The sequence below is a fragment of the Deinococcus soli (ex Cha et al. 2016) genome (assembly GCF_001007995.1).
Lineage (GTDB): Bacteria > Deinococcota > Deinococci > Deinococcales > Deinococcaceae > Deinococcus > Deinococcus soli.
This window is the reverse complement of record NZ_CP011389.1, coordinates 464,578-487,682: the sequence shown is the minus strand read 5'-3', so window position 1 is coordinate 487,682 and position 23,105 is coordinate 464,578. Positions and strand designations below refer to the sequence as shown.

19 protein-coding genes are annotated in these 23,105 nt (G+C 68.9%); 6 read left to right on the top strand and 13 right to left on the bottom strand.

Annotated features, from left to right (window positions below; all coding sequences use genetic code 11):
• Positions 1-23: 23 nt before the first annotated feature.
• From tsf to SY84_RS02415, 3 genes are all read right to left on the bottom strand, one after another.
• Entirely contained in the window at positions 24-818 is a 795-nt protein-coding gene (gene tsf, locus SY84_RS02425; protein WP_046842665.1) for a translation elongation factor Ts, read from the bottom strand.
• A 132-nt stretch (positions 819-950) separates the two neighbouring features.
• Positions 951-1,694, bottom strand: a complete 744-nt coding sequence (gene rpsB / locus SY84_RS02420; protein ID WP_046842664.1) for a 30S ribosomal protein S2 — start codon at positions 1,692-1,694, stop codon at positions 951-953.
• 219 nt (positions 1,695-1,913) lie between these two features.
• A complete protein-coding gene (locus SY84_RS02415) occupies positions 1,914-2,708 on the bottom strand; it encodes an aminoglycoside phosphotransferase family protein (protein WP_046842663.1) in 795 nt (264 codons plus the stop codon).
• A gap of 64 nt (positions 2,709-2,772) precedes the next feature.
• On the opposite strand from SY84_RS02415, the gene SY84_RS02410 reads away from it, so the two are divergent.
• From SY84_RS02410 to SY84_RS02395, 4 genes are all read left to right on the top strand, one after another.
• Entirely contained in the window at positions 2,773-3,600 is an 828-nt protein-coding gene (locus SY84_RS02410) for an undecaprenyl-diphosphate phosphatase (RefSeq protein WP_046842662.1), read from the top strand.
• Positions 3,601-3,672: 72 nt separating this feature from the next.
• The gene (locus SY84_RS02405; RefSeq protein ID WP_245621383.1) at positions 3,673-4,671 is read left to right on the top strand and encodes a heme-dependent oxidative N-demethylase subunit alpha family protein; all 999 of its coding nucleotides are present in this window, start codon (positions 3,673-3,675) and stop codon (positions 4,669-4,671) included.
• Between the two features lie 4 nt (positions 4,672-4,675).
• Positions 4,676-5,140 (top strand): ribonuclease domain-containing protein, encoded by a 465-nt coding sequence (locus SY84_RS02400; protein WP_046842660.1) that lies wholly within the window; start codon positions 4,676-4,678, stop codon positions 5,138-5,140.
• Positions 5,137-5,535 (top strand): barstar family protein, encoded by a 399-nt coding sequence (locus SY84_RS02395; RefSeq protein ID WP_046842659.1) that lies wholly within the window; start codon positions 5,137-5,139, stop codon positions 5,533-5,535. Before SY84_RS02400 ends, SY84_RS02395 begins: the two co-directional genes overlap by 4 nt.
• 49 nt (positions 5,536-5,584) lie before the next feature.
• Here the strand turns inward: SY84_RS02395 and SY84_RS16970 are convergent, their stop codons facing one another.
• The 9 genes from SY84_RS16970 to lysS all read right to left on the bottom strand — a co-directional run bounded on the left by SY84_RS16970 (position 5,585) and on the right by lysS (position 19,620).
• Positions 5,585-11,626, bottom strand: coding sequence for a beta strand repeat-containing protein (locus tag SY84_RS16970; protein ID WP_046842658.1), 6,042 nt, complete (start codon positions 11,624-11,626; stop codon positions 5,585-5,587).
• Positions 11,627-11,628: 2 nt separating this feature from the next.
• Positions 11,629-12,255, bottom strand: coding sequence for a hypothetical protein (locus SY84_RS02385; protein WP_046842657.1), 627 nt, complete (start codon positions 12,253-12,255; stop codon positions 11,629-11,631).
• On the bottom strand, positions 12,252-12,950 hold the full coding sequence (locus tag SY84_RS02380) for a redox-sensing transcriptional repressor Rex (RefSeq protein WP_046842656.1): 699 nt from the start codon (positions 12,948-12,950) through the stop codon (positions 12,252-12,254). The genes SY84_RS02385 and SY84_RS02380 overlap by 4 nt, the downstream gene beginning before the upstream one ends.
• A gap of 2 nt (positions 12,951-12,952) precedes the next feature.
• Positions 12,953-14,029 carry an SPOR domain-containing protein gene (locus SY84_RS02375; RefSeq protein WP_046842655.1) on the bottom strand — a complete coding sequence of 359 codons (1,077 nt, stop codon included), beginning with the start codon at positions 14,027-14,029 and terminating at the stop codon, positions 12,953-12,955.
• Positions 14,026-15,630, bottom strand: a complete 1,605-nt coding sequence (locus tag SY84_RS02370) for a tetratricopeptide repeat protein (protein WP_046842654.1) — start codon at positions 15,628-15,630, stop codon at positions 14,026-14,028. Before SY84_RS02370 ends, SY84_RS02375 begins: the two co-directional genes overlap by 4 nt.
• 93 nt (positions 15,631-15,723) lie before the next feature.
• Positions 15,724-16,758, bottom strand: coding sequence for a 23S rRNA (adenine(2503)-C(2))-methyltransferase RlmN (gene rlmN / locus SY84_RS02365; protein WP_046842653.1), 1,035 nt, complete (start codon positions 16,756-16,758; stop codon positions 15,724-15,726).
• A 213-nt stretch (positions 16,759-16,971) separates the two neighbouring features.
• Entirely contained in the window at positions 16,972-17,823 is an 852-nt protein-coding gene (locus SY84_RS02360; RefSeq protein WP_046842652.1) for a PhzF family phenazine biosynthesis protein, read from the bottom strand.
• Entirely contained in the window at positions 17,824-18,372 is a 549-nt protein-coding gene (locus SY84_RS02355; RefSeq protein WP_052751013.1) for a DUF1990 family protein, read from the bottom strand. It lies immediately after the preceding gene.
• Positions 18,373-18,432: 60 nt separating this feature from the next.
• Positions 18,433-19,620 carry a homocitrate synthase gene (gene lysS / locus SY84_RS02350; protein WP_046842651.1) on the bottom strand — a complete coding sequence of 396 codons (1,188 nt, stop codon included), beginning with the start codon at positions 19,618-19,620 and terminating at the stop codon, positions 18,433-18,435.
• A 154-nt stretch (positions 19,621-19,774) separates the two neighbouring features.
• Between lysS and SY84_RS02345 the strand changes: the two genes are divergently transcribed.
• Entirely contained in the window at positions 19,775-21,178 is a 1,404-nt protein-coding gene (locus SY84_RS02345; protein ID WP_046842650.1) for an MATE family efflux transporter, read from the top strand.
• 86 nt (positions 21,179-21,264) lie between these two features.
• The gene (locus SY84_RS02340) at positions 21,265-22,431 is read left to right on the top strand and encodes an amidohydrolase family protein (protein WP_162200793.1); all 1,167 of its coding nucleotides are present in this window, start codon (positions 21,265-21,267) and stop codon (positions 22,429-22,431) included.
• Between the two features lie 58 nt (positions 22,432-22,489).
• Here SY84_RS02340 and SY84_RS02335 read toward each other — a convergent pair whose 3' ends face one another.
• Complete coding sequence (locus SY84_RS02335; protein ID WP_046842648.1) at positions 22,490-22,945, bottom strand: hypothetical protein; 456 nt, start codon at positions 22,943-22,945, stop codon at positions 22,490-22,492.
• Between the last annotated feature and the right edge of the window lie 160 nt (positions 22,946-23,105).

Sequence of the window (23,105 nt, the reverse complement as noted above, 5' to 3'; positions counted from 1 at the left end):
CAGCGGGGGGCCTGTGAGGAACGTTAAGCGCCGATCTCGAAGCGGACGAAGCGCTTCACGGTCGCGCCGCCCAGGTACTTGGCCACGGTCAGGCTGTTGTCCTTCACGAACGCCTGCTCGGGCAGGACCTTCTCGGAGTAGAACTTGCCGATCTGGCCTTCGACGATCTTCTCGACGATCTGCTGGGGCTTGCCTTCGTTCAGCGCCTTGTTCGTGAGGATCTCGCGCTCTTTTTCGATGTCGCTGGAGTCCACTTCGTCACGGGTGAGGAACTGGGGGCGCTCGGCGGCGACGTGCAGGGCCACGTCCTTGGCCTGGGCTTCGCTGCCACCCTCGACGTCCACGAGCACGCCGATCTTGCCGTTGCTGTGCACGTACCCGGCGACGGTGCTGCCCTCGAGGTACGCGACCTTGTTCAGGACGATGTTCTCACCGATCTTGCCGGCGGTCGCGGCGACCAGGTCGGCGACGGTCTCGCCGTCCACAGTGTACGCCTTGAAGGTGTCGAGGTCGCTGGTCTTGGCGGCCAGCGCGGCCTGCGCGAGCTTCTCGACGACGGCCTGGAAGTCGCTGTTGCGGGCGACGAAGTCGGTCTCGCTGTTCACTTCGACGATGGCGGCGCGGTTGCCGTCCACGGCGAAGCGCACGATGCCTTCCTTGGCTTCGCGGTCGCCCTTCTTGACGGCCTTGGCGATGCCGCGCTCGCGCAGCAGGGCGATGGCCTTCTCTTCGTTGTTGTCGGCGTCGGCGAGAGCCTTCTTGACGTCCATCATGCCCGCGCCGGTCAGTTCGCGGAGTTTCTTGATCGATTCCAGCATGGTGTTGCCTCCTGTGGGCGTGAAGCCCGCATCTCGGGCTTCGGAGTCGGGTTCGGAGCTGCGCTGCGCGGGAAAAGGGGGGCGCGCCCTTGATCGGCCTGCGCCGGGACGCGTCCCCCCCGTGTCCCGTGCTTAGGCTTCGGCCTGTTCGGTGGCTTCGGTCTGCTCGGCTTCGGCCGCGCCGACGTCCTCGCCGCCGCCGCGCGCCTCGACCAGCAGGTCACCGATGCGGTGGGTGATCAGCTGGATGCTGCGGATCGCGTCGTCGTTGCCGGGCACGATGTAGTCGATGACATCGGGGTCACTGTCGGTGTCGGCCAGGGCGATCACGGGAATCCCGAGCTTGTTCGCTTCCTGCACGGCGATGACTTCCTTGGTGGGGTCCACCACGAAGATCGCGTCGGGCAGGCGGGTCATCTTGCGGATGCCACCCACGAAGCGCTGGAGGCGCTCGCGCTCGGCGGCCAGCTTGATGCGCTCGGCCTTGGTGCGGTCGTTGACGCGCTCGGACTCGAACAGGTCGTCGAGTTCGTTCAGGCGGTCAATGCGGGTGCGCATGGTCTTGAAGTTCGTGAGCATGCCGCCCAGCCAGCGGCTGGTGACGAAGGGCATGCCGGTGCGGCGCGCCTCGAGCTCCACGATCTCCTGGGCCTGCTTCTTCGTGCCGACGAACAGGATGACGCCGCCGCGCTCGGAGAGTTCCTTGATGAAGTCGAAGCTGCGGTCGACCTGCTTGAGGGTCTTCTGCAGGTCGATGATGAAGATGCCGTTGCGCTCGGCGAAGATGAAGCGCTTGAAGCGGGGGTTCCAGCGCTTGGTTTCGTGACCGAAGTGAACTCCGGCTTCCAGCAGCTGCTTCATGCTGATGTACGACATGGTGACTCCTGAGCGTTGTGTTCGGGAAAAGTTTGCCGTCCTCGTGCCAGCCCCGCGTCAGGAAGAACTTCCTTCCGCATGTGGTGGGGCCAGGCCGCAGCGCGACGCTCGAGCGCGCAGGGCAGGATCACGGGGGCACCCAAACGAAAATTATACGCGATCGGGGGCGCGTACGGGAAGGGGAGAGCGGAGGTCAGAGGAACGGGGCGGGCAGCCCGCTCAGAGGAGGCTGTGGGCCAGCGCCGAGATCGCCAGCGACTGCCACGCCTGTTCCTCCTGACCGTCCTCCAGATGCCACGCCGCCGAGAGGCCCGCGTACGCCCCCACCCACGCCAGCAGCCGCGTGCGGTCCAGCCCCGCCTCCCGCGCAATCAGGGCGGACTGGCGTTCGAGCCGCCCCGGCCTCAGCGCGTGGTCCGGCGCCGGGTTGCACAGCATGTTCGCGAAATCGAAGGTCCGCTCCCCGATCAACCCCTTCGGGTCAATGACCAGCCAGCCCCGCTCCGGGCTGTGCAGGACGTTCCCGTGATGCAGGTCCCCGTGCAGCGGGCGCACGTCCCGCGGCTCGCTCAGCAGGCGCTGCGCGGTGGCCCAGGCCAGTGTGAACCCTTCCCCCTGACCCTGCGTGGCCTCCAGCGACCGGAACCAGCGGGGGAGACCCGGCAGCCCCGGCCAGGGCCGCCCGCGCGCCACATGCACACCCGCCGCCGCGCCGCAGAGCACCCGCGTCGCCCCGTCATCCTGCCCAGCCAGCGCCCAGTCCGCCAGAGCCGGCGTCGGCTCCAGGCGTTCCAGCAGCAGCGCCGCCCCCTCACGTTTGAACACACGGGCTGCGCCCTGCCCGTGCAGCCACACCATCAGGTCGTGGCCCCGCACCTCCTCCGCGCTGCGGGCCACCTTCAGCATCGCCGCCCGGCCCTGCCAGCGCACAGGCATCAGGTCGCTGCTACGCGTGTGGATCGCCGCGCCGTCCGGTGTCAGATTCCACCGCATCACGTACCCGTCCAGACCCATGAGCCCAGTCTGCACCGAATGGAGGACGCACGATCCCCCGTGACAGGGCTTACACTTGGCCCTTATGGACTGGTTCTACGCCATCGTTTACGGGATCGTCGAGGGGATCACAGAGTTCCTGCCGATCAGCTCCACCGGGCACCTGATCCTCACCGGCAACCTGATGGGCGTGCCCTGGACCAAGGAAGTCAAGGACGCGTTCGAGGTCGTCATCCAGGGCGGCGCGATCCTGAGTGTGCTCGTGTACTACTGGCGGGACTTCCTGAAGATCCGGCACGTGAACACCGACCCGCAGCAGCGGACGCTGTGGCTGGGCGTGCTTGTCGCGTGCGTCCCCGCCGTCATCTTGGGCCTGCTGTTCGGCGACGCGATCAAGGCCACCCTGTTCCGGCCCAGCGTGGTCGCCTGGGCGCTGATCGTGGGCGGCATCCTGATGTGGCTGATCGAGAGCCGCCGCGTCACGCCGAACGTGGACGCCATCGAGAAGATCGGCGTGCGCCGCTCCCTGATGATCGGCGCCCTGCAGTGTCTCGCGCTGCTGTGGCCCGGCTTCTCCCGCTCCGCGAGTTCCATCCTGGGCGGCATGATCCTGGGTCTGGACCGCGCCACCGCCACGAAATTCAGCTTCTACCTGGGCGTGCCCACGCTGGGCGGCGCAGCCCTGCTGAACCTCATCCAGGAACGCGAACTGATCTTCGGGGAGATCGGCCTGCTGAACGTCCTGATCGGCGCGGGCGTCAGTTTCGTCACCGCGTACCTCGCCATCGGGTGGCTGCTGAAGTTCGTGTCCACCAACAACTTCAAACCCTTCGCGATCTACCGCGTCATTGTCGGCGTGCTGATCCTCGTGCTGCTCGCCACGGGTGTCATGACCAACGGCAACCTCGCCTGACACTCTGACACCGGGGGCGGCCTGATCCACGTGACCGGCCGCCCCCACTGCTGTCCTGCCAGAATGCGGGGCGTGGCCCCACCCACCCTCTACCGCCCGTTCCTGAACGGGACGTACACCGTCTCTGCCGGTCTGTACCGCATGGGCCAGCAGCCCGTTCCCTGGCTGGACGACCCCCGCCCCGAGGAGCACACCTTCACGCTGGACGACGCGTACCCCGCGTTCGTCGCGGGCAAGGTCGCCGCGCACGCCCGCGCCCCGCACGAGTACATGGGCGAGGCCGCCCTGACCCCGGACCTGCGCGAGGTGGCCCTGACGCACATCGCCGCGACCCTCGCCCGCGACAGTGGCGGGGCGATCACCTGGGACGGCGCGACCCTGCGCAACGACCTGCTGGGCTGGCAGGCCACCCTCGACCCCCGCTGGAACGGCGTGCGCGACCTCAGGCACTTCCCTGCCCCACACGCCACGCTGATCGCCGGGGTGCAGCCCCTGCACGCCCTGGACTTCCTAGGCCTGAACGCACAGGAAGACCTCGCGCTGATCGCCCGCGACCCCCGCACCGGCGCGGACTGGCTGGCGGCCACGCACGTCCTGCTGCCGCAGCACTGGGACCCGCGCGACAAGCTGGGCCGCGACTTCCACGCCGTCCACCAGCCCGTCGCGGGCAGCGCACCCATGAACGCCACTGCACCGCGTCTCGTGGAGGCCGCCGTGACACGCGGGCCGTTCATCCGCTTCGCGTGGGGCCTCAGCATGACAGGACGCCTAGACCACCACCCCGCCGCGCCACCCGACGAGGACCGCGCCGCGCACACCCGCTTCGACCCGGACCGCGCCGTCCTGCGCGTGGAACGCCAGACCCTCACCGGCTTCCCCGGCGCGCACGGCGCACTGTTCACCATCCGCCCCCTCATCCACCCCCTGCGGGAAGCCGTGCAGACCCCCACCCACGCCCGGGCCCTCGCCGCCGCCATCGAATCCATGACACCCGAACAGATCACGTACAAGGGATTAACCCACCTGCAAGGAGACCTGCTGGGGTGGCTCAGGCAGCGCAGCCTACACTGACTGGGTGAAGCCCGCCCGCCCCGCCCTGCTCCTGCTCATCCCCCTGATCCTCGCCGCCTGCACCGCCCCGAGTGACGGTGGTGTCGCCCGGGACGACCGCACCCAGGTCACCACCCGCGCCACCACGAGTAGCGGTACGGCCACCCAGCGCCAGACCACCACGACCCAGCCACAGATCACAGGCCGCGCCATCCCCATCAGCGGCCTGCCCCGCGAAGGGCAACAGGTCATGCGGCAGATCGCTCAGGGCGGCCCCTTCCGCTACGCCAAGGACGGCACCACCTTCGGCAACCGCGAACGCCGCCTCCCCACGCGCCCCAGCGGCTACTACCGCGAATACACCGTCCCCACCCCCGGGGAGACCGACCGCGGCGCCCGCCGCATCGTCTGCGGCGGCCAACCCGACACCCGCACCGACGACTGCTACTACACCCACGACCACTACCGCACCTTCAGGAGTATCCAATGATCCAGGTCTTCAACGCCCCCCCCAGCGGCCTCCAGACCGCCCCACACGAACCGCGCATCATCGCCGCCGGCTACCAGATCGCCGTCCGTGAAATCGACTTCGGTACCGTCCACGACAAGGACACCCTCATGCTCGCCTTCCTCAAAGGCCTCGCCCTGCGCGACACCTTCGGCCGCAACTGGGACGCCCTCTACGATATCCTCACCGACCCCGAACAACTCAGCCCCCGCCACGCCCTCATCCTCTGCGACTACACCCACTTCAAAAAACGCCACCCCCACCTCGCCCGCGAGCTCGAACAGGTTCTCCTCGACGCCCAGCAGAACGCCAGCGAACAGAACCGCAGCCTCTGGCTCCTCGCAGAAGAACCCGACCACGACCCCAACGGCTGGTGACTGCACAGAGCGGCGCCCTCCATCTGGAGGGCGCCGCAACGTTTAACTCTTAAGGGTTGCGAACTACCGAAACAGTGCTGCCTGCCACGGAGGTCACGACTCCTGTCGTCATGTCCTCGACCAGCCAGACCACCTGATAGGTACCGGGTTCGCCGAAGGAAACCGTGGAAGAAACACTGCCGGTCACGTCGTTGGTAAAGCTGACACTCTTCTGAACACCATTCATGTACAGCACAGCAGCGGCGCGACTCCGGTTGGTCATCCCCGACAGAGACCAGGTTCCAGTGGTGTAGTTCAGTTCACCAGTCACGGTGCTGGGGGGAGTCGGTGTGGTTACCGTCGCGGTGGCATAGGCAGGGCGGGCCGCACGGATCGCTGCTCGGTTGATCGTGACGGGAATACACTGAATGTTTCGGTTACCTTCCGTGTCCTGAACGGTCACGCGGAGGTCATACCGCTCATTGACGTTGTTGTCGGGCACGTAAGCAGAACCGTCAATGTCAAGGTTGTTGAGCACGACGTCACCACTCACGATTGCGGGATTGTACCCGTAGTTCAGCATGAGAACGTCGACTGGCGAGCGGCCAGGTACGAGCACGCTGGCGTCGCACTGCGTCGTTCCGTTGAGGGTGAGGGGTCTCGTGGCATCGAACGGTCCCACCACCCGCGCCTCGACGACGGCGACACCTGTGTTGTCGCTCACGCTGACCAGCAGCCCAGAGGAGCTGTCAAGCTGTCCAGGTTTCTGCAGATCTGTGATGGCGGGGAAGCGGATGGTGGAAGCCGGTGGCAGCACGCTTGTGGTGTTGTGCGTGAACCGACTGCTGGTCTCCAGCGGGCGCGTGATGTTCGCGCCAGCAGGGTCAACCTGCACGGTGGTGCGCGCGCGGATCAGGTAGGTATCGGCTGGGAGTGCCGCCACGTCGAAGGAGGTGTTGCAGGTCAGCGACTCCGTGTTACCTGAGCAGGTGGCTGGATCGCTGGGGTTCAGGGTGGCGCCGGCAACACGCACACCGCGGTAGTCCAGCAGGTCCACCTGAATGGGCTGCGTGATCGTGTAATCCGCGCTGCGTTTGGTCAGTGTGATCTGCACCGGCACGCTGGGCGTGGTGACGACCGCACCATCGCTGGGGGACGACACCTTGAAGTCAGGGCTGGTCAGGTTCTGCACCTGAACGGTGGTCTCGGCACTCTTGCCTGGCAGGCCGGACTTCGTGTAGGCAATCACCTGAAGGGTCAGTGGCCCATTGGCGAAACGGGTGGTGTCGACGCTGAAGGTGGCTCGCGCCTGCGAGGTGACATACGTGCTGTTGTCGATCACGCCCTTGGAATCCGTGACCTGCAGGATCATGCGATCGACCTGGCTGGCCGTGTCGAAGTTCCCGGAGACGTTCACGCTCATATTCCCGGAGTATGGACCGCTCCCCACGACTTCCAGCACGGGAGCAGGGGCCTTCTCGACCGGTGGTGTGGACACGGAGTACCTGAACAGACGGTTGGTCGTCACCGAGTTCCCCGCAGCGTCACGCGCGATGTATTTCACGTCGTACAGACCCGCCTGCGCAGGCGTGTAGACCGCACTGTAGTTGCTTCCGCTCTGGCGTCCCAGGGTGGTCAGAGGCTGACCCTGCGGGGCGACGAGCACCTCGATGCTGGTCACGCCGCTGAGGGCGTCCGTGGCTGTAGCAGTCAGCGTCACGGGCGCCGTCGTGAATTCCTGAGGATTCGTGGGGCTGTCTGGGAGGGCCGGAACGACATCCGGGCCTGTGGCGTCAATCGTAAAGGTCACGGTGCGGGTGCCGACATTGCCGACGTTGTCGACGGCGGTGGCGGTGACGGTGTGCTGTCCGTCTGCCGAGACGGGGTTCGTGACCGGTTGGCCGTTTTCTGTGAAGGTCACGGTGCCGTTCGTGCCGGATGCGCTGTCGGTCGCTGTGGCGTTCAGCGTGACGGGTGTGTTCGTGAGGCTGCCGTTCAGCGGGGTGTTCCACGTGATGATGGGAGCGGTCTTGTCGACGAACACGGTGGTTTTCGTGGCGGCGACCGTGCCCAGGGAGTCGGTGAAGCGCACGGCGACGTCGCGCAGACCTTCGTTCAGAGTGTCGAAGTCGAAGTTAAAGGTGGGGTTGGCGGGGCTGGTCGTGGTCGTCTGCAGGGTCTGCCCGTCGGCCTGGATGTCGGCCTGGGTCATGGTGGCGTCCGTGGTGGCGGTGGCATTGACGACCAGGGGACCGCGGACGTAAGTGCGGCCGTTGGCGGTGTGCAGGCTGCCCTTGGGGTCAGCGCTCGGGAGCGTGAACGTGGGTCCGCCCGTGACGGTGATGGTGCTGGCCGTCTTGACTTTGACGCCGGTGACGGTTGCGCCGGGGCTGGTCGTGTCGGTGCTGGGATTCCCCGCCCGGTCATTGGCCACCGCTCTGATGGTGTAGGGGGTGCCGTCCGTTTTGCGGGGGTACCACGTGACGCTGCCGTTCCCGCCGAGCGTGCCGATCAGTTCTTCGCCACTGCCGTCGTTCGCGTAGACCTTGATGCTGGCGACGCCGGTACCGCTGTCCTGACCGATGACGCTGATGGTGACCGGGGCGCTGGTGAACAGCTGACCCTGGGTGGGGCTGGTGATCTGCACGGTCGGGGCGGTGCCGTCGTACGTGTAGGTGGTGGTGGCGGTGCTGCTGTTGCCAGCTGCGTCCACGGCGCGCACGGTGACGGTGTGGGTGCCGTCCTGTTTGGGGAGGGTGGGCACGCTCGTGCTGAAGGCGCCGCTGTCGACGCTGTATTCCAGGGTGATGGTGTCGCCCGGCGTGGGGTCGCTCGCGATGGCTTTCACTGCGGCGTCGCTGGCGCCGCCCAGAAGGGCAGCGTTCTGCGGGTTGGTGATGGTGACGGTCGGCGCGGCGTTGTTCACGCGGGCGGTGACGCTGGGGGTAGCGAAGGTATTCCCGGCGTTGTCGGTAATGACGGCCGTGATGGCGTGCTGGCCTTCGCTGAGCTTGGTGGTGTCGACCGGGAAGGTGTACGTTCCGGCGATGCCAGTCGTCTGGGTGCTGCTGAGCAGGCCGTCGACGTACATGCTGACCGTGGCGACGCCGCTGTCTGTGTCGCTGGCGGTGACGCTGACGGTGGTCTGCCCGCGGAGGTCGCCGGTGGGCGTCGTCACTGCGCCAGTGGGCGCGGTGGTGTCGCTGGTGGTCAGAGCGACCGTGAAGCTGATCTGGGTTTCGGTGACGTTTCCGGCGCGGTCGTATGCGCGGGCGGTGAGGGTCTGGTTGCCGTTGGGTGCCGCCCAGGTGACGCTGCCCTGCGCGCCGGTGACGGTGCCGATGCGGGTGGTGCCGCTGAGGACGTCAATGCGTTCGACCGCGATGTTGTCGGTGCCACTGACCGTGATCGTGATGGGGTTCTGCGTGACTTTCTGGCCCTGGGTGGGGCTGGTGATCTGCACGGTCGGGGCGGTGCGGTCAACGGTGATGGTGCGGGTCTGGCTGGTGGTGTTCCCGGCAGCGTCGGTGGCGGTGGCGGTCAGGGTGGCCGCGGTGCCGTCCTGGCAGTCGCCGTACGTCCAGGTGGTGCCGGTGACGGTGCCGCAGCTGGCAGCGTAGGTGATGGTCGCGCCGGTTTCCGTGGTGGCGTTCAGGGTGATGGTCCCGGCGCTGCCGACGGTGGTGGGGGCGTTCCAGTTCAGGGTGGGCGCCGTGTTGTCGATCTTGACGCTGACGTCCTGGTTGCTGACGAGACCGACGCCGTTGGTGGCCTGGATGGTCAGGGTGTAGGTGCCGTCCGCGAGCGTCTTGCTGTCCAGCGTGAGGGCGTAGCGGGTGCTGCCGTCCGGCTGAAGGCTCAGGCTGGGCGTCGCGTTCAGGCGGACGCCACCGTTGAACAGCGCCACTTGGCTGATGCCGCTCTCCGGGTCTTTCACGAAGCCGTCGAGGGTGATCACGCCGCGCGAGAAGGTGGCGGTGGGGGCGGGCTGCACGGTGGCGGTGCCCACGAAGGCCGGGGCGGTGGTATCCGCGGTGGCGAGTTTGACCGTGACGTTCACGGGGGCACTCGCGACGCCCTTGTTCCCGGCCTTGTCGGTGGCGATGACGGTCAGGTCGTAGGTGCCGCTGGTGGGCGTCCAGGTGACCGTTCCGCTGGCGCCGCTGATCGTGCCGATGCTGGTGCCGTTCGCGAAGACTTCCAGGCTGCTCACGCCGCTGCCGCTGTCATTGCCTGCTGCGCTGATCGTGACAGGGTTGCTGGTCAGGGTGCTGCCGCTGGTGGGGCTGGTGATCTGTGCGGTGGGTGCGGTGGCGTCGCTGGTGACCTTGATGGTGCTGGAGGTGCGGTTGCCGGCAGCGTCCTGAGCGGTCGCGGTGATGGTGTGCGTGCCGTCCGTCTGGAAGGTGACGGTGTTGCCGGTGATGGTGGTCCCGTCCACGGTGTAGGTGACGGTCCCCTCGTTGCTCGTGGCGTTCAGGGTGACGGTGCCGCGGGTGACGGCGCCGTCGGCGGGGCTGATCCAGTTGACGACCGGCGCGGCGTTGTCGACGGTCAGGGTGGCGGTGGTTTCTGCACTCTGACCGGCGTTGTCGAAGGCGACGGCCCGGAGGGTGTGTGCGCCGTCGCTGAGTTTGGTGGTATCGACGCTGAACGTGTACTTCCCGTTGATGCCGGTGGCGTTGGAGGTGATGAGGGTGCCGCCGTCGTACAGGTCGACCTTGGCGACGCCGCTGTCGCTGTCGCTGGCGGTGGCGGTGACGGTGATGGTGGCGCGCTGCGGCGTGGCGGGGATGGGCGCCAGGGTGACGCTGGGGGGTGTGGTGTCGCTGCTGGTCAGGTTGACACGGACGCCGCTGACGGTGGTGCTGTTGGTGCGGCCGGTCTTGTCGGTCGCCGTGGCCCGGATGGTGTACGTGCCGTTCATGGGCGCCCAGACGACGTCGCCGCTTGCGGCGGTCACGACGCCGATCTGGGTGTACGTGACGCCGTCCTTGCTGGCCTCGACCAGGATTCGGTCCAGTCCGCTGACGGCGTCGGTGCCGGTCACGCTGATCTTGATGGGGTTCTGCGTGAAAGTCTGGCCCTGCTGGGGGCTGGTGATCTGAACGGTGGGGTCGCTGGCGTCCACCGTGACGATCTTGGCGGGACTGCTGAAGCTGCGGCCGCCGTCGGTGACCGTTGCGGTGACGCTCTGCTTGCTGCCGTCGGCGCAGTTGGTGCCCAGGGTCCACGTGTCGCCGGTAATGCTGCCGCAGGTGGCGGTGTAGACGATCTGGCTGCTCAGGTCCTGGCCGTTACGGGTGGCGGTGGCGCGCAGGACGACGGTGCCGCCGCCCTTGACGAAGTCGCTGGCGGGGCTCAGCCAAGTGAAGGTGGGGGCCACGACGCCGCCGTTGTCGGTGGCGGCGTTGAACGTCAGGGTCAGGGTGCGGGTGGTGACGAAGCCGACACTGTCTTCCGCCTCGACCGTGATGACACTGGTGCCTGCGGCGCGCGCCTGGCCGCTGGTGGCCTTGCTCAGGTCCACGTTCAGGGTGGCGCCACTGCCGGATTTCACCAGGGTGCCGTTCTCGTAGACGCGGAGCGCGGTGATGGGCCCGGTGGTGCCGGCCGCGTCGCCGCGGGTGTCGCGGGCGGTGACGTCCAGCAGGACGGCGTCGCCGATGGTGTAGGTGGTGGTCGCGGCCGCCGCCTGACCGTTCAGGTTCAGCTGGGTGATGATGGGCGCTGCCGCGTCAATCAGGAAGGGCACCTTGATGCTGGTCGTGGCGTTCTGATTGTCGGTGGCGCTCAGGGCGAGTTCGTGCTGTCCACCAGTGAGGTTCCCGATGGGCAGGGTGATGCTGGCCGCGGGGGTCAGGGTGGTGGCGGCGCCCCCGTCGATGGTGTAAGTGACTTTGGTGATGCTGCCGCCCACGTCCGGGTCGGATACGGCCACCTGAACCGTGCCGCCGCTGCGCAGGTAGGTGCTGGTGGTGATGGCGCGCCCGTCGGACTTCACGCTGACGGTGGGTGGCGTGTTGGCCGGCGTGGGATTGGAGTTGCCGCCGCAGGCGACCAGCGTGCCGGTCAGGATCAGCAGCAGGGGGTTACGGGTGGTGGATTTCATGGTTACTGGACCTCGTCGGTGACGCTGGCGATGTACACGCGGATCTGCGCCTGGGGAATGTTGATGCTGCGGGCCTGGCCCAGCGTGTCCGTGCCGGACAGGGTCATGTTCATGCGGACCTCGCTGCAGGCAGGTTCGTCGTCGACGCAGGTTGCGGCTGCGGCCACGGCGATCTGTTCACTGAGGTTGTACTGGTCCGTGGTTTTGCTGAACGCGACGTTCTGCGGTGTTTTGTCGACGAAGTCGCAGGCCTCCGCGCCGCTCTTGCACACGTACCCGCCCGGAATGTCGAACGCGGCCGAGATGTTGAAGGTGCCAGACGCGTCACCGAAGGGATTGCCGGAGGAGTCGGTGTACTTCACGTTGATCTGCTTGACGGTCATGCCGAGGCTGCCTGCGCGCACGAGAACGTTCAGTTTGCCCTCGGTGACCGCGTAGGTCTTGACGTCGCTGTACAGGTAGGCGCCGCGGGTACCGTCGGCGTTCTTGGCGTACACGTTCACGACGTTCGCGGCGACGGCAGCGTCGTCGAATGAGGGCGTCATCTCGAAGCCCTGGCCTACGTTGATTCCCTGCTTCCCGCAGGAGGCGAGCAGGATGGTCAGGGCGATCAGCGTGGTTCTCTTCATGCGGGGTCCTCCGGGGTGGGGGCGTCTTTGAGGTGGGGGTTGAGGATGTAGAAGGCGAGGCGTTTCATGCCGGCGAGGAAGTCGACGTTTTCCACGATCACGCCGCGCCACTCGTCGCTGAGGTCGGTGTGGCCCGGTCGTTCGATGGTGCGGGGTTGAATGACGGTGGGGGCGAAGTTCAGGATACCTTTCACGCTGGCGTCTGCAAGCGATTGTGCGGCGTCCTGGGCGCGGTCGGGTGGGACGGCCAGGAAGCCCATGTCGACGGTCTGCGTCTGGGTGAAGTCGCGCAGGGTGTCGAGGTGCTGGACGCGCAGGCCACGGACCTGGGTCCCGATCAGGTCGGGGTTCACGTCGAACAGACCCACGTACTGGAACTGGTAGTCGCTGGCGCCGGGGTAGTTGGCGATGGCCTGTCCGAGGCGGCCCACGCCGACGATCACGACGTTCCAGGTGCGGTTCAGGCCCAGGACGCGCACCAGTTCGCGTTTGAGGATGGGGACGGTGTAGCCCATGCCGCGCGTGCCGAAGCGGCCGAAGTACGCGAGGTCCTTGCGAACCTGGAAGGCGGTGACGCCGGCGCGTTCGGCGAGGTCGGTGCTGCTGGTGCGGCTGACGTCCTGCAGTTCGAGCTGTTCGAGGATGCGCAGGTACGTGACGAGTCGGCTGATGGCGGCGGTGGGGATTTCGGCCACGTTCAGCGGACCCGGAAGCTGTCGAGGCCGTTCTCTCTGAGGCGGGTCTCGGTGCGTGTGAGGGGATCGCCGGTGTAGGGGCCGACGAGCACGGTGACTTTCTTGCCGCTGGGGGCGTTCACGGTGGGGTTGTAGCCCAGGTCGCGCAGTTGCTGCACGAGGTTCTGTGCGCTTTCCAGACGGTCGAACGCGCCGACCTGCAGGTAGGTGGGGCCGGTGTTGCTCGTCTCATCGCTGGTGGGGGCGGGGGTGGGTTCAGCGGGCGGTGCAGTGGTGGGGGTGGGCGCCTCGCTGGTCGTGGGCGCACTGAGGCTGCGGTTTCTGGGGGGGTAGAGGACCGCGCCGGGGTAGGCGCGCTGCACGTCGGCCAGAGCCTCGCGGGCGGTGGTCTCGTCGGCGAAAGGACCTACCTGCGCGACGACCCCGGCGGCGACGTCGATGGGGTACACGGTGTACCCGAGGGCACTGACGCCCTGCGCGGCCTGCTGGGCGGCGGCGCCGCTGCTGAAGGTGCCCAGGGTGATGCGGTAGTCGCTGCGCAGCGGGGTGCGTTGCTCGCTGGTGGGGACGGCGCCGCCGGTTCGCGCCGCAGGCGCAGCGTCGGTAGGTGCCGCGTCTGCGGCTTCACCCGTGCTGGGGTCCGCGTCCGGATCGGCGCTGGTGGCCGGGGCCGGGGCCGCGCCGGTCAGGGCGGGGTCCGGGGTGCCGATGGGGGCCGCGGCGATGACCGGCGCCTCGACCGTGCTGGTCTCAGCGGTGGTGGCCTCGGAGGTGCTGGCGTCGTCGGGGGTGTTTCCGGCGGCGCTGTCCGTGGTGGGCAGCGCGCCGGGGGTGGTCGTGGCTGGTGGGGTGATGGACTCGGTGCCCACCGCACCTTCATTGCCCGCGCTGTCGCTGCCGGGCGCGCCGGGTATGGCACTGTCGGTGGTGGGGGCCGGGCTGGTCTCCGTGGCGGGGACGCTGCCCTGTGCGCCCGGCTGGGGACGCAGGAGCAGCGTGCCGAAGCCGCCCAGCAGCAGCAGGACCAGCGCGCCGATCATCAGGTCGGGCCAGCGGCGGGGTCCGGCGGCGCGGCTCACTTCAGGGCCTCCTGGGCGCGGGCGCTGCCCAGCGCGGCGGCCGTCTTCAGGGAAGTGCGGGCGTCGCTTTCACGGGTCTGTGCGCGCTGCGCGAGGCCCAGCAAATACCACGCTTCGGCGTTCTTCGGGGTCTCGCTGACCAGGCCGCGCAGGACCGCTTCCGCTTCTGCGTAGCGGGCGGTGGCGAGCAGGGCGCTGCCCAGGTTCAGGCGGGCAGTGGGGGTGGGGTCCAGTTTGACGCTCTCGGCCAGGGCAGTCGCGGCGGCGGCGTAGTCCTTCGCGGCGTAGGCGCTCAGGCCCAGCCACAGGGCGGTGTCGGCGCTCGGCGCGCGGGTCTGGCTGGAGCTCAGGGCCGCGCGGGCCTGCGCGTACTGGCCCTGGCGGTAGGCGGCGACGCCCTGCACGAACAGCGCTCGGGCGAGCGTAGTGTCGTCGGGGCGCAGGGTCAGGGCGCGGGCGGCGTCGGCCTGCGCCTGGGCGTCCTGGTTCAGGGTGAGCCGCACCCCGGCGAGCGCGGCGCGGTACGCGGCGCTCTGCGGGTCGAGCTTCACGGCGTTCAGGTACGCGGTGAGTGCGCCGGGACGATCGTTACGGGCGGCGCGCAATTCACCTTCACGGGCGAACGCGGCGGCGTTCTTCGGGTCCTCGCGGGTGGCGGCCTGCGCGGCGAACACAGCGGCGCGGGTGTCGCCGGTCTGCGTGAGGACGCTGGCCTTGCGCAGCAGCAGCGCGGCGCGGTCGGCGCCGGTCTTCACGCGGGGCGCGGCGGCGTCGAGTTCGCGCAGCGCGCGTTCTGGGAGGCCCTGCGCGACGTAGATGTCTGCCAGGAGCAGCGCGGCGTCCACGCGCTCGGGAGCCGCCTGCAGCAGCGCGTACACGCCGGGCAGCGCCGCGGCGCCCTGCCCGCTGAGGGTGCGGGCCTGCGCGAGGCGGTACTGGACGTCCTGATCCTGCGGGTCGATCACGGCAATGGCGGCCAGGGTGGCGCTCAGGGCCGTGAAGTCCGCCTTGCGGGTCTGCTCGGCGGCGAGGGCCTCAAGGACCTGGCGCTGCGCGGCGGGCCCCGCCTGGTCCTTCATGAGCGCGGCGGCCTGCTCGTACAGTTTCAGGGCGTCGTCGCGGCGTCCGGCGCGGCTGGCGATCACCCCGAGGTTATAGGGACCCTCGAAACGGTCCGGGGCGAGCGCCATGAACTGCTGGAGTTCGAACGCCGCGCCCCGGTCGTCGTTCTGCGCGAACAGGGTCAGGGCCAGCCCGAAGTGCGGGGCGGGGTTGGTGTAGTTCTGCGTGACGAGCTGCTCGTACAGGCGCCGGGCCTCAGCGAGATTCCCGGCCTGGTATGCGGCGCGGCCCTGGGCCAGCAGGGCCTGCTGGTCGGCCGTCAGGGGCGTGACGACCGGGGCGGGCGCGGCGCTCGGGGCGGTCGTGGTGGTGCCAGCGCTGGTCTTCGGGACGGTCACGTTGGGGAGGCTGGGCGTGCCGATGGACTGCAGGGTGTTCTGCACACCGATGGTGGTGGCGGTCTCGAGCATGGTCTGCGCCGCGCCCTGACTCGCGAGGGCCAGGGTGAGTGCCAGCAGAACGGAACGTGTATGTGTCACCTTGTGGGCCTCCTGAATGTTCGGAAACGCCTGTAGCGTAGCATTAACCTCTCTCCTAACCCTTACTCATCTGACTGCGTGCATGCTACCTGTTCAGGCCGCGCCGCCGCTGTGCGCATTTGGGCGTTTCAGGGCCAGCTGACCGCACGCGGCGCCCGCGTCCCGCCCGCGCGAGCGGCGCACGCTGACGTCCACGCCACGCGCCTCCAGCAGGTCGTAGAACGCCTGGATCTGCTCCTCGGTGCTGCTCTCGAAGTCCGAGCCGGGCCAGGGGTTCATGGGGATCAGGTTCACGTGGCTGACCAGGCCGCGCAGTAGTTCGGCCAGCAGCTCGGCCTGCCAGAGGTGGTCGTTGATGCCGCGCAGCATCGTGTACTCCATGGTGATGCGCCGTCCCGTGACGTCCTGGTACTCGCGGGCGGCACTCATGATCTCCTCGATGGAGTTCACCTGCCCGGTCGGGATGATGCGCTTGCGGGTCTCCTCGTCCGGGGCGTGCAGGCTGATCGCCAGTTTGATGCCCAGGTCGTCCTCGGCCGCCAGTCGCCGGATGCCCTTGGCGATCCCGACGGTGGACAGCGTCACGCGGCGTTTGCTCATGCCCAGCGCGTCGGGGTGCAGCAGGATGCGCGCGGCGAGCATGGTGTTGTCGTAGTTCAGCATGGCTTCGCCCATGCCCATGAACACCAGGTTACGGATCTCGCGCGGGGCGATGTCCTCGCCGCCCGCGACGGCCAGCACCTGCCCGACGATCTCGCCGGGCGTCAGGTTCCGGCCGAAGCCCATCGCGCCCGTGGCGCAGAACGCGCAGCGGGCCGGGCAGCCCACCATGGTGGACACGCAGATGGTCTTGCGGTCCAAGTACGGCATGTACACCGCTTCCATCTGGCGGCCGTCCTGCAGAGTGAACAGGTACTTCACGCTGCCGTCGGCGCTGCGCACCGTCTCGATCAGCCTGAACGGGTTGAGAAGATACGTGTGCTCCAGCTCCTGCCGGGTGGCGGCGGGGAGGTTCGTCATGGCGTCGAAGGTCCCGGCGCCCTGCCCGTAGACCCAGTCGAGCAGCTGGCGGCGCCGGAAGCCCTCCAGGGGGTAGGCGTCGGGGTGAAGGTCGAGTAACAGCTCCATGGGAGCAGTCTAAAGGTCCGCCCCCTGCCGCTCCGTGAGCTGCTGCGGGCCGGGGCGCGTACGGCCTCCGACTGAATGGTGTGCCGGAACCATTCAGTCCGAGCGGACTCGCAGAGCTGCGCAGCAGAGCGAGCCGGATAAGGATGGGTTCCGGGCGTGGAGTGGGCAGATCGGTGGTGTTCCGATCTGTTGACGAAACAGACGGAATCCGAATCAGTTCGGGGCGTCCGGGTCCGGCGCGGCGAGGCCACCCACCCAGACCTCCACCCCATCCCGCAGCGGCGCGAACTGCGCGGTCAGGCGGGCGGGCTGCCCGGGGCGGCGCTGCGCGGCCCGCAGCAGGTTCGCGCCCTCCGGCAGCTGCCCGCGCAGGCCCAGCACGCCGATCAGGCAGGCGAGCATGTTGCTGCTCGCGGCGTCCTCGGAAAAGCCCTTCAGGGGCCCGAAGGCGCGGAAGCTCACGTCCACCCGCCCGGGGCCGCCCGGGGTATACAGCACCAGCCCGGTCGTGTCGGTCATGCGGTTCACTTCACTGATCGCCGCGTCGTCCGGCATGAAGGCCTCCAGCGTGGCCAGAGTCGGCACCTCCACGACCAGATTTGGGCGACCCGTGCTGCCCACCCACGCGCCCCGCCCCGCCAGACCAATGGGGGACAGGTCCGCCTGCACCTCCCGCGCCGTGGTGAGGCCCTGGCGCAGCACCCACTCGCCGCCGCACAGCTGCGCGCTCTGGATCTCGCCACCCGCGTCAGCGCCCCCCGCATTGGGGTCGCCCTGCGTGACCTCCACGATGTCCAGCAGGCCCGCCCGCGCGTGCAGGGCACTCAGCGCGGCGATGGCGGCGCTGTCGCTGCTGCCCTTCTCGCGCGTGGGCGTGAACACCCGCAGCCTCAGCCCGGTCGGGTCGGCGGTCTGCACGAACACGCTCAGGGGCGCGCCAGACGCGGCGGCTCGCGCCTGCTCGTCACCGGCTTTAGTAAAGACCGCCACGCGCTTGCCGCCCGACCCACCATCGGACAGGGCGCGGAAGAGGAGGGGAGCGGCCAGGGGGTCGGTCGTGGTCATTCAGGCATTCTGCGCGACCGCCGCCCGCGCGATGGCCCGCAGGTATTGACGGGTTGCCCGCCCCTGGAGCCACGCCAGCGCCGGACGCACCAGCCGCAGCAGGGACCACCCCGGCTGGCTGACCGCCCGCACGGTGAACGTCACGCGGTCGTCGGCATCCCACTCGATCAGGAACGCCTCCGCGCCCCGCTCGGGGTGGCCGGGCAGCGTGGCGTACGTGAAGCCCTGGCGGCGCGGCTCGTCGATCACGTCCGTCACGCGGTCGCAGAATGCCAGGGCCAGCGGACTGAAGCGGCCCGCCTGCACCTGAATCACGACCGTCTGCCCCGGCGTGGGCGGCTCATCTGCCGGATACACACGCAGCCACCACGACCGGTGCGTGTCCCAGCGGCCCAGGGCCGCCGCCGCGCGCCGGAAGACACCCTCGCCCTGGCCGACCTCCACGACCTCGTGAATGAGGTCGCCGGACGTCACGGCGTTCGTCGCCCGTGTCTGCCAGCGCGCCCGCAGGCGCTCCAGGTTCCGGACGGTCGGCACGATCAGCGGCATACCGGTCACGATAGGCCGCCCTGCCGGGGCGGGCAGATGACCTGACCGCTCAGGGCCTCCTTACGCGCTGACCCACTCGCGCAGCACCTGTTCCAGGTGGGCGTCGTCCAGTTCGTCCTGCTCGGCCAGCGCCTTGATGTGATCCGTGACGCGCCGCAGGGCGTCCTCGCCGTAGTGCAGGCCCATCTCGCGGGCCTTGTACGCGATGGCGTGCTTGCCCGTGACCTTGCTCGCCGCCTGGATGCGGCGGCCCACGCCGAACACGCCGGGGGGGATGGCCTCGTACGCGCCGGGGTTCAGGTAGATGGCCTTCAGGTGCATCCCGGCCTTGTGGTTGTACGCGAATTCGCCGGTCAGGTAATTGTTCCAGGGAATCGGCAGATCCACCATGCGGGCGATCATGCGGTCCAGTTCGGGCAGCAGGTCGAGGTTGTACTTGTCGATCAGGCCCTGCGGGTCGAAGGTGAACATGCGGGCCAGGAAGCCCCCCAGCGGCGTGATGCCGTTGCGTTCCCCGATGCCCAGGATGGTCGTGTCGATGTGGGTGGCGCCCGCCTCGACCGCCTCGTAGGCGTTGCTGACGGCGCAGCCCGTGTCGTTGTGCCCGTGGAATTCGATGCCGCACTCCGCGTGGATGACCTTGCGCACCTCGCGGACCAGCGTGTACACCTGCCGGGGCGTGGCGACGCCGACGGTGTCGGCCAGTCCGACGCGGTGCACGCCCAGGTCGGATACGGCCTTGTACACGGCCATCAGGTCGGCTTCCTCGCTGCGGAAGGTGTCCTCGGCGCTGAAGCGGATCTGGAGGTCCGGGTGGTTGGTCTTGATCCAGCTGATGACCTGCTGGGCGCTGTCGATGATCTGCCCGATGTTCTTGCCGTGGCTGAATTCCCGCAGGAACGAACTGGTGCCGAACAGCAGGTCCAGACCGTCCACGCCGGTGTCCACGGCGCGCTGCACGTCGTCCATGTGGCAGCGCACGTGCGTGAGGAACTTGGCCTTCAGGCCCAGACCGGTCAGGCGGCGGATGTCCGCATGCGTCTGCGCGCTGACCATCGGGGTGGTGACCTCGATGAATTCTGCGCCGAAGGCGTCCAGCGCCCGGGCGATCTCGATCTTGTCTCCCTGTTTGAAGTTCCCGCGCGCGAACTGTTCGCCCTCCCGCAGGGTGGAGTCGATGATCGCCCACGAGGTCGCGGGGATCAGAGGGGCGGGGTGGTCGGTGGTCACGCTGGGGTCCTGGGTCATGGGTGCTGCCTCTTGACCGGCATTCTGCCTGCCATGATTGATAAATGTCAAGAAAAATCGCAGATTGGTTCACAAATGAAAAGAAGGGGCAGGGCTGTCCGGACTGCGCCACCTGGCGGATGCTCCGCTGCCCCGCGCCGTGTAGGGTGGGGGCATGTCTGCCGTCGCGGCCCCCACCCCACCCCCAACTGAATCGATCAAGAGTCCGGCGCGCGAGATCGCCGGCATCGCCGTCCCCGTCAGCCTGGAGATGGTCATCCAGCTCGTCCTGACCTTCATCAACCAGATCATCGTCGGCACGCTCGGCGCGGTCGCCGTCGCGGCCGTGGGCCTGAGCGGCAGCCTGGGCTTCCTGTTCTTCGTCACGCTGGGCGCCCTGGGCAGCGGCACCAGCATCCTCGTCGCCCGCCGCCACGGCGCCGCCGACCGGCCCGGCGTGAACCAGACCCTGACCGTCAGCGTCGTCACCAGCGTGCTCGCCGCGGCCCTCCTGACCATCCCGGTCGTGCTGCTCGCCGGACCACTCCTGAGCCTCGCGGGTGGCGAGGACGCCGTCACCCGCACCGCCACCCCCTACATGCAGGTCAGCATGCTCGCCCTGATCCCCGGCAGCCTCGCCTGGATCCTCAGCGGCGCCCTGCGCTCCCTCGGGCACGCCCGCACCCCCCTGGTCGCCACCGTCATTACCGTGATCGTCGAGAGCCTCCTCGCGTACGGCCTCGTGTTCGGCGTCGGCCCCCTCCCGCAGCTCGGGGTGGTCGGCGCCGCCTGGGCGCTGGTGTTCGCGAACATCCTGAAGACCGCGCTGCTCGCGTACCAGATCTACGGCCCGCGGCACCTCGCCGCGCTCACCCTGCCCGCCCGGGACGCCTGGCGGTCCATCGCCGCGCCGCTGCTGACCATCAGCGCCCCCATCGCGTTTACCGAGTTCGCCTGGAGCCTCGGCGGGTTCCTGTACGCCGCCGTGTTCGCCCGCGTCGGCACCGCCGCGCTGGCCGCCAGCCAAATCGTCGGGACGCTCGAAGGCATCTTCATCGTGGGTTCGTTCGGCCTGATGAGCGCCGCCACCGTCTTCATCGGCCGTTCCCTGGGCGCCGGGGACGCCGCCGCCGCGCAGCTGTGGCTGGGGCGCATCAGCCGCGCCGGACTCGTCACCGGCCTGGGCTTCGGCGCGCTGTACGCCCTCAGTGCCCTCATCGTCCCCGCGCTGTTCCCCCGCGTCGGCAGCGACGTGCACCACATCGCCCTGATCGGCATCCTGATCAGCGCCTTCTTCCAGATCTTCAAGGTCCGGAACATGATCATCGGCGGCGGCGTCCTCCCCGGCGCGGCCGACGGTAAGGGCGTGATCATCGGCGACGTCATCGGCGCGTTCGTGGTCGGCCTGCCGCTCGCCATCGGGCTGGGCCTCTACTCCCCGCTGGGCGTCTGGGGTGTGTTCCTCGCGCGCGGCGCGGAAGAAGTCGTGAAGGTCCTGATCTTCGAATGGCGGCGCCGCCGCATCGACTGGGCGAAACTCGCCCGCGACCAGCAGGGCCAGGACATCGCCGTCCACTGAATCTGGGTCAACCCGTGCCGCGCCGCCGTGTCCTGCACGCGCGGCGCGGTCCGTCTGTCCCGCACGCGCGGCGTAGCATGGCGCGCATGACCCACAGCGACCCGCACACGCCCCGCCTGCTCACCTGCGACGTGCTGTACACCGGCATGGGTGGCGCGCAGAGTCCCGGCGGGGTGGTCGTGGTGGGTGGGACGGTCGCGGCGACCGGGCACCCGGACGCGCTGCGCGCCGCGTACCCCCACGCGCGCGAGGAACGCGCCGGGGCGGTGATCGCGCCGCCGCCCGTGAACGCCCATACGCACCTGGATATGAGCACGTATGAGTTCACGGCCCTGCCATACTTCCGCTGGATTCCCGAGGTGGTCGTGCCCCAGCGCGAGAAACGCAGTGCCGAGGCCGCCCGGCACGGCGCGGACACCCTGGCCGGGCTGGGTGCGGGCGGCGTGGGCGACATCGTGTACATGCATGCCCCGGACGTCATGGACACCCTGCTGCCCCGCGAGGACCTGAGCGGCGTCCTGTACTACGAGGTGCTGGGTACCTTCCCCGAGAAGGCCGACGAGATCTTCCGGACCGTGCGCGAACGGATCGAGGGCTGGCGGGCGGTGGAGCGTCCCGGCGGGCCGCGCGTGGGGCTGTCACCGCACACACCGCACACCGTCAGCCACCGCCTGATGCGGCTGCTGTGCGACTACGCCGCCGGGGAGGGCATCCCCCTCCAGATCCACGTGGCCGAGCATCCCGCCGAGCACGACCTGTACACGCGCGGCGGCGGACCGATCTGGGAGAACCGACTGGCGCCCTTCTACCCGGACACCTTCGCGGAGGTCATCGGGCGCACGCCGGAAGCGGACCTGACCCCCGTGCGCTACCTGGACGAACTGGGCGTCTTGACTGCGAAACCCACCCTGATCCACATGGTGAACGTCACCCCGGACGACATCGCGCGGGTCGCCCGCGCCGGGAGTGCCGTGGTGACCTGCCCGCGCAGCAACCACCACCTGGACTGCGGCGTGTTCCCCTGGGCGGCCTTCGCAGCCGCCGGGGTGGAGGTCGCGCTGGGCACCGATTCCGTCGCCAGCGGGGGGAGCCTCGACGTGCGCGAGGACGTCGCCTTCGCCCAGCGCCTTCACCCGGGGCTGGACCCGCGTGTGATCGTGCGCGCCGCCGTGAAGGGCGGGCACCGCGTGCTGGGCACCCGCGCGCCCTTCATCCGCCGGGGGGAGGCCTGGGACGACCGCTACTGCTGGTGACCCGACAGTGGATGGGGCGACCGGCTGGGTACGCGGTCGCCCCCTCTCCCTGTGACGCTCAGTTGCTGACGGCCGAGCACGTCCCGGTCGCGGTGCGCCCCCCGGTCTTCAGGGTCAGTTCACCCTGGTACGGCTGGGACAGCAGGGTGCCGATCCGGCAGGAGTACGTCGCGCCGTTCTCCGCGATCCAGTCGAAGCGCAGGGTGCGGCGGCTGCCGTCGTACGTGGCGACCGTGAAGCCCGCGCGGCCCGCGCCGAACGCGTCGGCCTGATCGCGGCCGTTCACGCTGGCCGTGCCGTCGGCGACATCCACCAGATCGGTGATGTTCACGGACTGGGTCACGGTCCGGCCGTCCACCGGGCCGCTGACCGTCCAGGTCTGCCCGACCACCAGCGGCCCGGCGCGGCGCGGGGCGGGCCCGTCCGCCTCGGCGTTGGCAAGCAGGGAGGCGACAGGCGCGCAGGCACCCAGCAGCGGCAGGGCGAGCAGGACGGGCAGGACTTTCAGGTTCATGCGCGCAGGATACGGGCCGCTGATGAGGGCCGTCCGCGCGGCCTTCACCGCGCGTGGAGCGGACGTTCATGCTCCCTGAGCGAAAACCGCTCAAGTTGCTTATGCGCCCCTCACTGAAATCACGCCGCGCCGCGCCCGGCCCGCGCGTTATACTCGCTTG